The organism is Flavobacterium ginsenosidimutans (assembly GCF_037478105.1).
Classification (GTDB): domain Bacteria; phylum Bacteroidota; class Bacteroidia; order Flavobacteriales; family Flavobacteriaceae; genus Flavobacterium; species Flavobacterium ginsenosidimutans.
Genome location: NZ_CP147988.1, coordinates 2,892,509 through 2,907,611 on the forward strand (window position 1 = coordinate 2,892,509; position 15,103 = coordinate 2,907,611).

Below are 15,103 nucleotides of genomic sequence, written 5' to 3' on the forward strand. Positions count from 1 at the left end.
TTTGGTTATGTATTTTGAGATTGGGGCTATTAAAGAAGAATTGCTAAAAAAGTTAAAATTTTGGGAATTCTAATCTTTAGAGTAGCAATATTTAAGAATGTAAAGTTATTTCCATAGAATCTGATTTGGTTTAAAACGTAATAGACTATTAAAATTTTCCCAAAAGTATATATTTAGTTATATAAATCCTTACGGTTTTCCACATTCTGAAGAAAAAATAAACTAATAGTATAAAAAAAGCCTTCTGAAACTCAGAAGGCTTATAAATTATTTATCTCTTTTTTTGCTGTCCTGGAGCATAAGCTTTAGCACTTTTGTCTCCATTCATTTTTTTGGCTTGTCCTGGTGGTATTTTTTTACCTGAAGTTGTGTGAGTGTGTGTATGCGTGTGTGTACTACAACTGATTACACTTAATACTAGGAACACAAGTACTAGCACAATTACTGCGATTTTGGTAAATTTTGATGTCTGCATTTTTTTTTATTTTTATTTGAGGTGTTGCAAATATAATCGAAATGTTATCTTTAGCTATATTTCACCTTAGTTTAAAATGATTTCAAATAAATTAGTATCAATAAAAAAAAGCCCTAGAAAAAATCCAGAGCTTTTTTAAAATATGTTTTTACAGAAAGACTATTCCTCTTTCATTGTATGATAAACGTTCATAACGTCATCATCTTCTTCGATTTTCTCGATTAATTTTTCAACGTCAGCGATTTGAGCTTCGGTTAATTCTTTTGTGATTTGCGGGATGCGCTCAAAACCAGAAGATAAAATTTCAAGACCTCTGTTTTCTAATTCTTTCTGTAAAGCACCAAAACTTCCAAAAGGAGCATAGATTAAGATTCCGTCTTCATCTTCAAAAACTTCCTCAGCACCAAAATCAATAAGTTCTAATTCTAATTCTTCAGCATCAAGACCATTATTTGCAATTCTGAAATTACAAGTGTGATCAAACATAAACTCAACAGAACCTTGAGTTCCCATTGTTCCGTTACATTTGTTAAAATAACTACGAATGTTTGCTACAGTCCTGTTATTGTTGTCAGAAGCAGTTTCGATCAAGATAGCGATTCCGTGAGGAGCGTATCCTTCAAACAAAATCTCTTTATAGTTAGCAGTATCTTTATTACTAGCATTTTTAATCGCGCGCTCCACATTGTCCTTAGGCATGTTAGCAGCTTTCGCGTTTTGTATAACAGCTCTTAATCTAGAATTGGCATCTGGGTTAGGACCACCTTCTTTAACAGCCATTACGATATCTTTACCAATTCTGGTAAATGTTTTGGCCATTGCAGACCAACGTTTCATTTTTCTTCCTTTTCTAAATTCGAATGCTCTTCCCATTTCTAATTTTTAGTTTTGTGATGCAAAAATACGGTTATTCCTTATTTTTCCAAAAACAAAATTGTTCTTTTTTGTTTCAGTTTTAAGGTTTAAAGTTTCAGGTTTCAAGTTACTTGGTTTGTGTTGAATTTAACCGCAAAGTTCGCAAAGTTTTTTTATTTAAGATTACGCTTATAAACACAAAGCTCGCAAAGCTAAATGGATAAAGCTTTGCGAGCTCGTTTATTTTGTAAATTAACTTAAAAATTTCTTTGCGTAAACCTTTGCGCACTTTGCGGTAAAAAAACTTCTCATACAGTTAAACCTGAAACCTGAAACCTGAAACCTGAAACCTGAAACAAATCCCTTATTTACTCATCCCATTAAACTCGTTTATAATATTTACGGCTTCGTTCAGGTATGGATTGGTTTTGAGATTATCCATTTGATATTGGTTAATCGCTTTTTCATTTGAAGCGCCAAGTAAAAACTGATTAATACTCGAATTATAAACATCCAGTGGATTATTCTCGTCATTAAAAGTATTAATCTCTGTCCAAAGAGCATTAAGCGTTTTTTTCTGTTTGAAAACCGCATCTAATGTCATCGGAATTTCAGACTTTGGAGTATTTACAATCTGATCTATTTTAAGGTTGATCTTTTTGATATTGTTAAAAAAGTAATTATCTGCAAGTCTATCTGAACTGTTTTTGGCAATTTTATCAATCAAATTTCGCTTTACATACGTTTTATATTTTAAGAAAGGCTCTATACTATCGTTTTTAATAGCAGTCGGAAAATCACTTTCTTTCTGATAAATATCCTCATAAAATTCAGGAAGGACAACATCTGGTTTTACACCAAAATACTGATGGCTTTTTCCTGTAATTCTATAAAATTTATTAATCGTAATTTTTAAGAAATCCGTATTTTTCTCTTCGTCAAGCGGAAGAATAGTCTGCATTGTCGCTTTCCCAAGTGTATTGCTTCCTAACAATAAAGCACGATTATAATCCTGCATTATAGAAGAAAAGAATTCGCTTGCCGAAGCCGTATTGCTGTTAACCAAAACGACAATTGGACCTCTATAAATAACACCTCTAAAAGGGTCATTTATAACCGATTTCTCTTTTTTATTATCAATTACAATAGAAAGCGGACCGTAATCTACAAACATTCCGGCAAGTTTTATAGCTTCTTCCATAGAACCGCCGCCGTTGTCAATAAGATCAATTACAAGACCTTTAATATTATCTCTTTGGAGTTTTATAACTTCGCGTGCGACATCATCAGCACAGCCTTTTCTGCTGTTTCCATCTAAATCTGCATAGAAACTTGGAATTTTTATGTAGCCAATTTTATTGTCCTTGCCAATAATGAAACTGAAAACAGAATTATCTTCATCTTTCATCATTTGCTTTTCGATGTAAACATCAAAACTTTTACCCGAATTACGTTTTAAAGTAAGTGTAATATGTTTGTTGTTTTCAGATAAAATCATGGTAGAAATAGACTCTAGCGAAGCACAAGAAACTTGAAGGGTTTCTTTTTGATTTGAAATCGAAATAATCTGATCGCCTTTTTTTATTTGTCCAGTTTGATATGCAGGACCATTTGGATCTACTTCATCAATGATAATTTCGTTTTTCTCATTCAAATTAACCGTCATTCCAAGCGATAAATGTTCTTTTGATAACGAAGCCACAAAACTAGTTTTAGAATCATCACTAAAATAAGCCGTATGAGGATCAAAATAAGTACAAAAGAAATTGTATAACTTTTCTTCCTGTTTAGCATTGCTTTCTAATAAAGTCGTAAAACGGCAAATTTCATTTGAGACAATTCTATTTTTTGAAGCTTGTTCAATGGTCTTAAAATTAGCTTTTATGGAATCTAAATCTTCACTTGTTTCAGCAATATCGTCTAAAATTTGATAACGCAGTTTTTTTACCCAAACCTTTTCGATGTCTTCTTTTTTAAGATAAAAGGCAAAAGACTTTTTATAAAAACGAATCGTATCTTTTTTATTGTAATCAATAGGCAGAGTCTGAATTTTTTCTAAAACTTTTTTAGTTCGTATAAGGCCATCGACATATTTCGCTTTAATTTCACTAAGAAAACTGCAGTCATTCTTTAAAATTAAATCATCAAGATTGTAACGGTATTTTTGAGCCAATTCATCGTATTCGCTCTTAAAAAAGATATTGCGCGAAGGATCCAGATCGTTAATGAGATTGTCAAAAACGAACACAGATAAGCTGTCATCAACAGGTTTAGGTCTAAGATGCTCTTTTTGAATAAGCGCATTTATTTTGTTTAATATTTCACAAGTTTCTGCGCTGTTCTGACCAAAAAAGACAGTTGATGTCAGCAAAAAAAGGAGTAGTGAAATCTTTTTCATAAATGGAAATTCGTGGGTTCATGATTAAAGTTACACTAATTTTTTTACAAATTGTAGTATTTTTATTGAAATATCGACGACAAAAAGTTTTTAACCGTTAAACGAACAGATTAAGAAAAGAATTAACCCGATTTTTTTCATTTTGAGACAAAAAAAAATGCATTACAAACGTAATGCATTCTTCAAATTATAGGTTTAAATTATTTCTTGTAAAAAGGTAATTTTACCACTTTAGCAGGAACATCATTTTTTCTAATTCTAATAAAAATATCACTGTCAACAGCACTGTTTGCAACAGTAACATATCCTAAACCAATTCCTTTATTCATAGAAGGAGACATAGTTCCAGAAGTTACAATTCCAATTACCGTTCCAGAGCCGTCAACAATTTCATAATCGTGTCTTGGCACTGCGCGCTCTTGCATTTCAAAAGCAACTAATTTTCTTGTAACACCAGCTTCTTTTTGCTTTTTAAGTGCTTCAGAATTTGTAAAATCCTTAGTGAATTTAGTAATCCATCCTAAACCAGCTTCAAGAGGAGAAGTAGTATCATTAATATCGTTTCCGTAAAGGCAGAATCCCATTTCTAAACGTAAAGTATCGCGTGCAGCAAGACCAATCGGTTGAATTCCGAAAGCAGCTCCAGCTTCAAAAACCTTGTTCCAAATTGCTTCAGCATCAGCATTTTTGCAATAAATTTCAAAACCTCCAGAACCAGTATACCCAGTTGCAGAAATAATTACATCACTAAAACCTGCAAAATCACCCACTTCAAAATGGTAATATGTAATCGCAGACAAATCAACAGAAGTTAAAGACTGCATAGCTTCAACCGCTTTTGGACCTTGAATTGCCAATAAAGAATATTCATCAGAAAGATTCTTCATATCAACTCCCAAATCATTGTGAGAAGTAATCCAGTTCCAGTCTTTTTCAATATTAGAAGCATTTACAACTAGCAAATACTCTTCCTCTTTCATTTTATAAATAATCAAATCGTCAACAATTCCGCCTTCATTATTTGGTAGACAAGAATATTGCGCTCTTCCAATTGTCAAAGTCGATGCATCATTTGAAGTCACTTTCTGAATTAAAGCCAAAGCATTTGGACCTGTCAACAAAAATTCACCCATATGCGAAACGTCAAAAACACCCACACCATTACGAACTGTTTCATGTTCAGCATTAACTCCTTCGTATGTAATAGGCATGTTATAACCTGCAAAAGGCAGCATTTTCGCTCCCAAACCCTCATGTATGTGCGTAAGCGCAGTATTTTTCATTGTGTTGTTATATAAAATTGTTCTGCAAATCTATTCAAAAAATATCGAATTAGAATGCCTTAAATTATAAATTTCGCAATAATCAGGAGCTATTTCCTGCTATCCGCTATATTCCCGATAAACAAAAACTACGGCTAAAGAGCCTTGTTTTTCTAAATCGGGAGATGCCGCTTCTATCAGGGCTAGGGCTGACAGTTTCAAAAAGAAAAATCATCTTCTCAATTTTTTACGTAATTTTATTATATAAAAGCATTCGAATGAAATCATCGCATTTAATTACAAAAGAAGAGATTCTGAAATTATACAAACCAATAGATTCCAAAGCACACAAAGGAACACAAGGTCATGCGGTGATTATAGCCGGAAGTTATGGCAAAATAGGAGCAGCAGTTTTGGCTTCAAAATCTTGTCTCAAATCAGGCTGCGGGCTCGTAACAACTTTTATACCAAAATGCGGTTATCAAATCCTTCAAATCTCCATTCCAGAAGTAATGACTGTAACCGATGAAAACACAAATTTCATTACCAATATTCATTTGCCATTAATCCCGCAAGCAGTTGGAATTGGACCCGGAATAGGGAAGGAACTTGGAACACAAAAAGCCTTATTTGAATTTTTAAGAGTCAACAAAGCGCCTTTAGTTCTAGATGCCGATGCCTTAAACATCATTTCTGAAAATTTATCCTGGCTGGAATTAGTTCCCGAAGACACGATTCTAACACCACATCCAAAAGAATTAGAACGCTTGATTGGAAAATGGAATTCAGAAGCCGAAAAATTTCAAAAAACAATCGCTTTTTCAGAAAAATACAAAGTTATTATTGTCATGAAGGGCGCTCCGACATTCATTATAAATAGAACTTCGGTCTACGAAAACACAACTGGAAACGCCGCACTCGCAACCGCAGGAAGCGGAGATACCTTAACTGGAATCCTCACAAGTCTTTTAGCACAAGGTTACGAACCCAAATACGCCTCAAAAATAGGAGTCTACCTCCACGGCTTAACAGCAGATTTAGCTTTGCCTAAAACAGGCTATGAGTCTTTTACAGCTTCTACTATTATTAAGTATCTTGGAAAAGCTTTTTTAGAATTAGAGAATTAGAGAATTAGAGAATGTGTCAATTAGATAATTAGTTTTACGTTTTGTCACCCTGAGGAACGAAGGGTCACAAAAGAAACTCCACACAGTAACCACAAAGTAATTCGCCAATCTTTGTCGAGCTCCTAGTGTGATCCTTCGTTCCTCAGGATGACAAGTCAAATGTTTTATTCTGCAATAAAACTTTGTGACCTTAAAAAAAGCAAAGCAAACTCAAAAAAACTCAGCGCTCTTTGCGTAAAACCTCCGTGAACTTTGCGCTACAAAAAAACTTCTCAGTTAGAAAAAAAATCTAAAATATACTCTCTACAATCTAAAATCAAAAATCATTAAGTTTGTAATATGAAAAATTTCGACTTAAGAACAGTAAACGTCATGCGATATATAGCGCCACTGCGCGAAGGCGGTTCTTTACCCGCTTTGGCAGAAGCCGATGACGATTTTAAATACGTATTAAAATTTAGAGGTGCCGGACACGGCGTAAAAGCCCTAATCGCCGAATTAGTAGGCGGACAAATAGCAAAAGCATTAAAATTACAATTGCCAGAATTAGTATTCGCAAACCTTGACGAAGCTTTCGGAAGAACCGAAGGCGACGAAGAAATTCAAGATTTATTGCAAGGAAGTCAGGGATTAAACTTGGCGCTTCACTTTTTATCTGGCGCCATAACTTTCGATCCTGTTGTAACAACTGTAGATGCAAAATTAGCTTCTCAGATTGTTTGGCTAGATGCATATATTACCAATGTTGACCGAACTTTCAAAAACACCAATATGCTGATTTGGCATAAAGAATTATGGCTGATCGATCACGGCGCTTGTTTGTATTTCCATCATTCTTGGAACAATTGGGAACAGCACGCCAAAAGTCCGTTTGCGTTGATAAAAGATCATGTTTTATTGCCACAAGCTTCACTTTTAAAAGAAGTCGATGCCGAATTTAAAGCGATTTTAACGCCAGAAATTTTAGAAGAAATTGTCAATACAATTCCATTAGATTGGCTGCAATGGGAAGACGCAGACGAAACTCCAGAAGGATTGCGAAACGTTTATTTGCAGTTTTTAAAAACAAGATTAGAGAATTCAGAAATATTTGTAAATCAGGCTCAAAATGCAAGATAATCACTTATACGAATATGCTGTGATTCGCGTGGTGCCAAGGGTAGAGCGCGAAGAATTCCTGAATATCGGAATCATTTTGTTTTGCAAAAAAGCCAAATTTATAAAGGTTCTTTTTCATTTAAATAAAGAAAAAATACAAGCCCTTTCTGCCGATTTCGACATCGAGCAATTAGAATGTAATTTAACTTCATTAGAAAAAATCGCCAAAGGAGCCAAAGACGGTGGTCCAATCGCCGAATTTGAGATTCCGGAACGTTTTCGATGGTTAACAGCTATAAGAAGTTCGGCAATTCAAACCTCAAGACCGCATCCAGGTTTGTGTCAGGATTTGGAAAAAACGATTCAACGTTTGTTTGAGGAGTTAGTGCTTTAAAAAAGGTACTGAGGTTCTAAGATGTTAAGGTTCTAAGGTTTTCTGTAGAGACGGACAGTGCGTTTGACATTGCGTAAAAAAATCTCGTAAAGGCGTGAAGTCGCAAAGTAATTTAACCATGTAGGTAATATAAATTCATTTTAGGTATAGCTTAGATTATCTTATATAACTTATATGGTAAAGAGAAAAAAAACTTTGCGACTCTGCGACTTTGCGAGATTAAAAAAAACTTAGCGTCTTTGTGTCTTCGTGGCAAATAAATAAAAAACCACGAACTGCATCGCTGCAATCCGTGGTTCTAACTAAAAACTAACTTACTTTTTATACTAATTCAATTAAAAAGATCCGCAAACATTTCCGCCTAAAGTAGGTCCTGCATTTGCAGAAATATCAGCTTTAACAGCAGTTTTAGCCAATTTTACAATAGAATAAGGCGGAGTAAAAGCAGTTCCGCTTCCTACTTGAGTTCCCGTTACACTTGTAAAAACATTATCTGTAGCAGTAACTGCAGTATAACCAGTCATTAAATCGATTGGATTTTTCACACCTTCAAAAACGTTGCTTTCTACGCGAATATTTGCTTCAAATCCTGCTGCAATACATTTGTTGCTTACTGTACTGTTAAAGAAACTGTTTACAATATGCACTTGTCCAAAACGAACTCTTGGCATTCTTTCTTTACAGCCTGGAGCCCACCAGCATCTTGCAAAAGTGATTCTTAATTTGCCACGGTCAGCAGTTGCACCATCGCTTGAACCAATTAAATTTGAATATCTATGATCATCTGATCCTCCAGAACCACCTGCTTTTGGAGGTTTTAAATAGTGGAATTTAGAATAGGTAACTGAAATATAATCAGATTTGTTTTTGATGTCGAAATTTCCGTCCACACCATCTCTAAATTCGCAGTGATCCACCCAAACATTTGTACATTCATCTAGAATGGCATTATCCCATCCATCAGTATCATAAGCTCCAGGGCCTTCAAAAATCAAGTTTCTGATGATAATGTTTTTACATCTTTTGATGTTAATAATTCCAGAAGCATCTTTTGTCTGATTTGTTGAAACCAGTTTTGCGCCGCTTGCTCCGTAAATCGTTTTTCCGGTTTGATCCTGAAATGACAATCTTGTAGTAACCGTGATGGTTCCAGAGACTTTAATCACTTTTACAGAAGTGTTCTCAATAGCCGATTTCAGTTGCGCATAAGTTGTAACTGTTGTCTCAGCGGCAGAGCCACCGCCGGTTGTTCCGCCGTTTTGCGAAGCCCAACCTGGAACCTCAGCGCAGTTTCCGATTTTAGCAGTCGGGTTAGTTGCAGGAGTTTCAACTGTTGTTTCGTTTGTTTGGACACCTGCTTCTGTGTTTGAAGCAATTTCTTCAGAATTACATGCTGTAAATCCGAAAAGCAATGTTGCTGCGAACATTGAAAGTTTTGATTTTAAGTTCATAATAAGTTTGGTTATTTATAAAAGTTTAACAGCGCAAAACTCAGAATTATCTGTAGGAAAAAAGTTGAACAAGTTCAAACTTTCGGAAAAAATTCTACGAAATGTCTTTTTTTAACACTTGTTAATTTACAAAAATGCACAAATAGCGTATTTTTACGTAATCGATTACATTGATTAAGCCCCTAATTAATGATGAATGGATAAACAAACTTATTCCTTAAACAAAAACCACAAGAATGTACAACCTACTAAGAAAAAACATTGAGCGAAAGATTCCGCTCACTGATGAAGAATGGGACATTATTGTCTCAAAAGCAGAACTCATTAAACTTAAAAAGAATCAATTCCTACAAATTCAAAATTCGAACAACAGTTATGAAGGGTTTATTTTAAAAGGATCGTTCAAAACCTACATTTTAAACGAAAACGGAACTGAAACTGTCATTTTCTTCTCATTCGAAAACGAATGGATGTGTGATCTGGAAAGTTTTTATCACCAAAAACCAACCACATACAACATTAAAGCTATCGAAGACAGTGAAATAGTAGTAATCAATAAAATGCAAAAAGCTTATTTATTTGCCGTAATTCCGAAACTTATTAAGTTTCATGTTCTCATGATCGAACGTGCCAACGTTGCGATTCAACAGCGACTTTTAGATGTTCTCAATAAAACCTCAAAACAGCGTTATTTGGATTTTAAAGAGCGTTATCCGCAAAAGGTGAGTTCGATAAATAATAAGAATCTTTCGTCGTATTTGGGCGTTTCGCACGAGTTTCTTTCGAAGATAAAAAGAACGGTTTCTTGATTTAGAGATTCAAAGGTACAGAGTGACAAAGTGACAAAGGTTTTTCTGTAGAGGCGCACTGCGGTGCGTCTAGGTATTTGCCACAGATTAAAGAGATTAAAATGATTTTTGTTTCACGCAGATTTTGTAGATTAAGGCAGATTTAATTTAATAAATGATCTATTTTAAATCTGCTTAAATTTTTTTAAATCTGCGTGAAAAATCTCTGCGACTTTGCGAGATTAAAAAATCTTCGTGCCTTTGTGTCTTCGCGGCAAAACGACTTAAAACAAAGAATTAAAAATCCAATATCCCAAACAGACATTCAGTAGAAAAATGAAGTATTACATTTTCCTTTTTTGGATTTTCAATAACCAATAAATCATAAGGTTCTAAATGGTGTTGCTTTTCATTAATTGTAATAACCGTTGCATGTAAAGAAAATAAAATTACTACGTCAGCATTACAATTCTGATTACGATTTACTATTTCCAGTTTATGATGGGATATTTTTTCAGAAACCATCCAATTAAAATCAATGCCTTTTGTGAAAGAAGTTACATCATCATCCGAATGAAATTCCATGATTTCATACTTCTCATATACCTTTTTTTCTTTGTTTACCTCAATCTGTAAACTGTTATCAAGCATAACCAAGTATCTGTAATAGCCTTTAAATTTGGTAAATTCTGAAGGTGTTTGCTCTATTGTAGCACTACTTATTCTAAACACAAAATCTCTATCGGCATAAATTGCGGTTTTTGGATAGATCATATATTCATACGTCAATCCGCCACTCCAAATAGAGGGGTTAGTATTTTTTTTAGAGAGAAGCTGTATGTTCATTTATTGAATATTTTAATGATTTTATTCTCATTTTTTGTCCTCCTGAGCGATCCCGAGGCTTCGGGAGAAGGATCACAAGTAGCTCGACAAAGAAAAAACTTTGCGACTTTACTCCCGATAGCTATAGGGATTGCGAGATTAAAAAAACTTCGTGTCTTCGAGCCTTCGTGGCAAAAGAAAAACTTAAATACTTTTCTCTAAATATATAAATTCCAAAGGCTCTTCAGAAACTGTAACATGAATTTCACTTTCAGGGAAAGCCTCACGTTTTCCTGTATCTACATAACCATGACGTTTGTACCACGCTACAAGCTCTTCACGAACTGAAATTACCGTCATAATAATACTCGTTAATCCCAAAGATTTTGCATGATTTTCGGCTTCAGCCAAAAGCTTTTTTCCGATTCCGCTGTTTTGAAGTTCTGGCGAAACGGTTAGCATTCCTAAATACAATTGATGTCCTTTTTCAACCAATAAAACCGAACCAATTATTTTGTCATTCTCTGTAAATTTCAGAATTGTATTTTTTGGATCCAGAAAGATTTCGGTCATTTCGGGTTCGTCGGTTCTTTTTCCTTCTAGTAAATGCGCTTCGGTTGTCCAGCCTTTTTTGGAAGTTTCGCCTCTGTAAGCGGAGTTAATTAAGATGGTTAATGCTGGAATATCTTCGATTGTTGCTTTTGTAATCATATATTGTTGTGAAATGTGAAATGTAAAATTACAATTTGATGTGAAATGAAAAGAAGTTTTTTGATTTATGTAAGTAAATATTTAAATAAAAATATTGAAATTTGTATAGAACACAAAATCAATAAGTATGAGCAGAATACACTTGTTTGAATTTGAAGATCAACAATGGCTTCCAGAGTTTATTAGAAATTATATGACTGATTTTTTACAGTTTCTTTCGAATAAAACAGCTATGTATAAAGGAATTGTTCCTGTAATTGAAAAAGCTTTAAAAGAAACCCAAACCAATCAAATTATTGATCTCGCATCAGGTGGCGGTGGCGGACTGATTTGGCTCAACAACGAATTGCGAAAAAATAATCCCGATTTAAAAATTCTATTGACCGATTATTTTCCTAATATTCCCACATTCGAACATACTCAAAAACAAGCCGACAATTTCGATTTTGTAAAAACTTCTATTGATGCTAAAAATGTTCCTGAAAACTTAAAAGGACTTCGAACACAATTTTTGTCTTTTCATCATTTCAAACCCAAAGATGCACAGCAGATTCTGAAAAATGCGATTGATAGCAATAGTTCGATTGCGATTTTTGAAGGGCAGGAGAGAAGCGTTTCAAGTATTGTAGCGATGATATTGTCGCCGATTTCCGTTTTACTGACAACGCCTTTTATCAGACCTTTTAAAGTTGGCAGAATTATATTCACGTATCTAATTCCAATTGTACCCATTTTGGTTTTATGGGATGGCGTAGTTTCGTCTTTAAGAACCTATTCTGTTGAAGAAATGAACGAATTGATTTCTAAATTAGATAACAAAGACAGTTTTAATTGGGAAGTTGGAAAAGTAAAATCTGGACCTGCAAAGATTTTGTATTTGTTGGGAACTAAAAAATGAATTGACTGCAGCTTTAGCTGTAGGAGTAAAGTATATTAGAAAATGGCTTTAGCCTAATGTTTCGTGCATTTTTGGCTAAAGCCTTTTATTGTGCAAAACAAAACCTCCAGTTAAAACTGGAGGCAATTGATTTTAATATTGTGCGCATTTGCTAATGCGAGAGAACTAATTATTTTTCTGTGATTCAATCAAATCTAAACGATTTTTGATTCGTTCAATAATATCTAAATCATTGTCGCCATGAATATCTCTTATATTATAATTCGGATTTCTTGGGTCTGTAGTTTTCTGAAATTCATTAATATTGAGATTGAACAATGCCTGTCCAAATCTCTGACTTGGATTCTTTTCTAAATAAGATTCTAGTAATTCAAGGATAAGTTTATGCTCTGGTTTCATCTGAACTTTTTTTGCTTAAATCTTCAAAAAATTGTATTGGATCATTTAAAAATCTTGTTGCATTTGAGGCTTTAATGCTTTTGAAAATATCCTCTAAATTTGGTTGAAAAATTTCTCCCTTTAAATCAATTAAAATGAAGTGATTTTTTTTGCAAAGATTTAAAATAGATTGCAAAACGTCAGTAATATTGGAAGCTTTTCTTAAATCAATTCGAAATTGAAAACTTTCAATTTTTGATTTATCATCGCTTAAACAAATACAAGCATCATTATCTTCTTCATTTTGTCCACTTCCTTTCCAGTTTAAATAAGTCTCATTTCCCCAATTAGCTTTAGGGATAATTTGATCAAGTTCGGAAATGATTGAAGGAATGTTACCATCAAAATTTTCCCAAAAAACATCAGTCTCTGGGAGAAATTCTGTTTTGTTATTTTTAAAAATACATTCGTAATTACTATCAATAGAATCTTCAGGAACTACGATTAAAAGATATTGCCAAACTGCCATTTTACGATAAGATTAATAATTGGTAATTACTCTCGAGCTTGCGAATATATAAATTATGAAAAAAGTATCTTACAAAAACAGCTTTGTTTTTTACGGAAATTTATTTTCGTTTAAGAATTTTAAATATCTTTGAATTATGAGTACAGCAACAAAACCAAAACATATCGGCAGAAATATAAGCCGTATCAGAGAGCTTAAAGATATGAAACAGGAAGCACTGGCACAGGCTATAGGAACAAATCAGCAGGCGATTTCGGCTATTGAAAACAGCGAAACGGTTGACGAACAAAAACTAATTGAGATTGCAAAAGCTCTTGGTGTTTCTGTTGAAGCAATTAAAAACTTTTCAGAAGAAGCGGTTTTTAATATTATTGGAAATACTTTTCAAGATCACGGTGCTATTACTACAGGTAATTACGGTTGTACTTTTAATCCTTTAGATAAAGTTGTAGAACTTTACGAACGTTTGGTGCAAGCTGAAAAAGATAAAGTTGAGTATTTAGAGAAATTATTGAATGGGAAATAAACGTTTTTGAAGATATATTAAAAAAAGAAAAAGATCTAATTAAGGTCTTTTTTTTATGTTTAATTGCTAACGCTAGCGAGGGAAGAATGTTTTGTTAAAATAAGTTTGTAATTAAATCATATTAATTACATTTGTTTTGAAATTGAGAAATTTTCTCAAATTAAAACTATAGGTATGTTGTTAGAATTCACAGTTGGGAATTTTTTGTCATTTAAAGAGAAAAAAACATTTAGTTTAGAAGCTGGATCTATTACTGAATATAAAGACAATTACGTTAAAGATGGTAGATTTAAAGTGCTTCGTTCGGCAGTTATCTATGGCGCTAATTCAAGTGGTAAAAGTAATTTTATCAAAGCATTAGATTTTATGGTTACCACTGTTCGAAATTCGTCTAAAATTAACTCAACGGATATACTTAACGTCAAACCTTTTCTTCTTAATAACAAAACTGAACGTTCTCCTAGTTATTTTGAAATATTATTTACAAGATATGGAGATCGATTTAGATATGGTTTTGTATTAGATAATGAAAAAATTCATGAAGAATGGCTATATGTTTTAGATAGAAACTCTAAAAAAGAAGTTTTGTTTTTTATCAGAAACCTCGATGGAATTGGGGTTGCGGATAACTTCGAAGAAGCTAAAGCTTTTGTTGAAAACACAAGAGATAATGGTTTGTTTTTGCCATTACTGGATCAATTGAATATTGAAGTAGCAAAAAAAATAATGCGAAATTTCGCATATATTTTTATACAATCTGGAGTAGAACATGAGAAATCGATTAATATGACTTATCTTGTTCATCAAGATGAAAGTTATGATGCTATAGTTGAAAAATTCATTAGTAGACTTAATTTAGGATTTAAATCATTTTTAATCGAATCAGATTCAGATATAAGTTTTAAAAAAAGAATTAATACTATTCATAATGTTTTTGATGACAAAGGAAATAAAGTTGGAGAGAAAGAGTTTAAATTAGTTGATCATGAATCTTCGGGAACAAATAAGGTTTTCGATATTTCGGGTCATATTGCTTTTACACTTCATCTTGGATTGCAATTATTTATAGATGAATTAGATGCAAAACTGCATCCAATATTAACTCAGGAGATAATTAAATTGTTTAATAATCCGGAAACTAATCCTAAAAATGCTCAATTAATTTTTACTACTCATGATACTAATTTGCTAGGAGCTAAGCTTTTTAGGAGAGATCAAATTTGGTTTACAGAAAAAGATAATTGTGAAGCTAGTGATTTGTATTCTTTATTAGAGTTTAAAGATGAAGATGGAAATACAGTTAGAAAAGATAGAAGTTTTGAAAAAGATTATATAATGGGGCGCTACGGAGCAATTCCTTATATTTCAAACTTTCAAGAGATTTAATC

At 33.2% G+C, this 15,103-nt stretch carries 16 protein-coding genes; 7 read left to right on the forward strand and 9 right to left on the reverse strand.

The genetic code is table 11. The annotated features are described in order from the left end of the window. Positions 1-271: 271 nt before the first annotated feature. The 4 genes from V6624_RS12715 to gcvT all read right to left on the reverse strand — a co-directional run bounded on the left by V6624_RS12715 (position 272) and on the right by gcvT (position 5,011). Complete coding sequence (locus V6624_RS12715; RefSeq protein WP_111282947.1) at positions 272-475, reverse strand: hypothetical protein; 204 nt, start codon at positions 473-475, stop codon at positions 272-274. Between the two features lie 159 nt (positions 476-634). Next, entirely contained in the window at positions 635-1,348 is a 714-nt protein-coding gene (locus tag V6624_RS12720) for a YebC/PmpR family DNA-binding transcriptional regulator (protein WP_026729302.1), read from the reverse strand. Between the two features lie 346 nt (positions 1,349-1,694). Further along, complete coding sequence (locus V6624_RS12725) at positions 1,695-3,728, reverse strand: S41 family peptidase (protein ID WP_111283142.1); 2,034 nt, start codon at positions 3,726-3,728, stop codon at positions 1,695-1,697. Between the two features lie 200 nt (positions 3,729-3,928). Then, positions 3,929-5,011 (reverse strand): glycine cleavage system aminomethyltransferase GcvT, encoded by a 1,083-nt coding sequence (gene gcvT, locus V6624_RS12730; RefSeq protein WP_111283144.1) that lies wholly within the window; start codon positions 5,009-5,011, stop codon positions 3,929-3,931. Between the two features lie 257 nt (positions 5,012-5,268). On the opposite strand from gcvT, the gene V6624_RS12735 reads away from it, so the two are divergent. The 3 genes from V6624_RS12735 to V6624_RS12745 all read left to right on the forward strand — a co-directional run bounded on the left by V6624_RS12735 (position 5,269) and on the right by V6624_RS12745 (position 7,609). Beyond that, a complete protein-coding gene (locus V6624_RS12735; RefSeq protein WP_338838750.1) occupies positions 5,269-6,117 on the forward strand; it encodes an NAD(P)H-hydrate dehydratase in 849 nt (282 codons plus the stop codon). 339 nt (positions 6,118-6,456) lie between these two features. Beyond that, positions 6,457-7,236 (forward strand): HipA family kinase, encoded by a 780-nt coding sequence (locus V6624_RS12740; protein ID WP_111283147.1) that lies wholly within the window; start codon positions 6,457-6,459, stop codon positions 7,234-7,236. Next, positions 7,226-7,609 (forward strand): DUF3037 domain-containing protein, encoded by a 384-nt coding sequence (locus V6624_RS12745; RefSeq protein WP_111283149.1) that lies wholly within the window; start codon positions 7,226-7,228, stop codon positions 7,607-7,609. Before V6624_RS12740 ends, V6624_RS12745 begins: the two co-directional genes overlap by 11 nt. 335 nt (positions 7,610-7,944) lie before the next feature. Here V6624_RS12745 and V6624_RS12750 read toward each other — a convergent pair whose 3' ends face one another. Beyond that, positions 7,945-9,060: a pectate lyase family protein gene (locus tag V6624_RS12750; RefSeq protein WP_338838751.1), complete on the reverse strand. Its 1,116-nt coding sequence runs from the start codon at positions 9,058-9,060 to the stop codon at positions 7,945-7,947. Positions 9,061-9,296: 236 nt separating this feature from the next. Between V6624_RS12750 and V6624_RS12755 the strand changes: the two genes are divergently transcribed. Continuing rightward, entirely contained in the window at positions 9,297-9,869 is a 573-nt protein-coding gene (locus V6624_RS12755) for a Crp/Fnr family transcriptional regulator (protein WP_111283152.1), read from the forward strand. A gap of 276 nt (positions 9,870-10,145) precedes the next feature. Here V6624_RS12755 and V6624_RS12760 read toward each other — a convergent pair whose 3' ends face one another. Further along, on the reverse strand, positions 10,146-10,694 hold the full coding sequence (locus tag V6624_RS12760; protein WP_338838752.1) for a HutD family protein: 549 nt from the start codon (positions 10,692-10,694) through the stop codon (positions 10,146-10,148). A gap of 183 nt (positions 10,695-10,877) precedes the next feature. Further along, positions 10,878-11,384 (reverse strand): GNAT family N-acetyltransferase, encoded by a 507-nt coding sequence (locus V6624_RS12765; RefSeq protein WP_338838753.1) that lies wholly within the window; start codon positions 11,382-11,384, stop codon positions 10,878-10,880. 127 nt (positions 11,385-11,511) lie between these two features. On the opposite strand from V6624_RS12765, the gene V6624_RS12770 reads away from it, so the two are divergent. Continuing rightward, on the forward strand, positions 11,512-12,282 hold the full coding sequence (locus tag V6624_RS12770; RefSeq protein ID WP_338838754.1) for a hypothetical protein: 771 nt from the start codon (positions 11,512-11,514) through the stop codon (positions 12,280-12,282). 165 nt (positions 12,283-12,447) lie between these two features. Here the strand turns inward: V6624_RS12770 and V6624_RS12775 are convergent, their stop codons facing one another. Together V6624_RS12775 and V6624_RS12780 are read right to left on the reverse strand one after the other, a co-directional pair. Next, positions 12,448-12,681 carry a hypothetical protein gene (locus V6624_RS12775; RefSeq protein ID WP_095954678.1) on the reverse strand — a complete coding sequence of 78 codons (234 nt, stop codon included), beginning with the start codon at positions 12,679-12,681 and terminating at the stop codon, positions 12,448-12,450. Next, positions 12,665-13,189, reverse strand: coding sequence for a hypothetical protein (locus V6624_RS12780; RefSeq protein ID WP_338838755.1), 525 nt, complete (start codon positions 13,187-13,189; stop codon positions 12,665-12,667). The genes V6624_RS12775 and V6624_RS12780 overlap by 17 nt, the downstream gene beginning before the upstream one ends. Positions 13,190-13,325: 136 nt before the next feature. On the opposite strand from V6624_RS12780, the gene V6624_RS12785 reads away from it, so the two are divergent. Both V6624_RS12785 and V6624_RS12790 read left to right on the forward strand, forming a co-directional pair. After that, positions 13,326-13,715, forward strand: a complete 390-nt coding sequence (locus tag V6624_RS12785; RefSeq protein ID WP_338838757.1) for a helix-turn-helix transcriptional regulator — start codon at positions 13,326-13,328, stop codon at positions 13,713-13,715. 174 nt (positions 13,716-13,889) lie between these two features. Beyond that, positions 13,890-15,101: an ATP-binding protein gene (locus tag V6624_RS12790; protein WP_338838759.1), complete on the forward strand. Its 1,212-nt coding sequence runs from the start codon at positions 13,890-13,892 to the stop codon at positions 15,099-15,101. Positions 15,102-15,103: the final 2 nt, after the last annotated feature.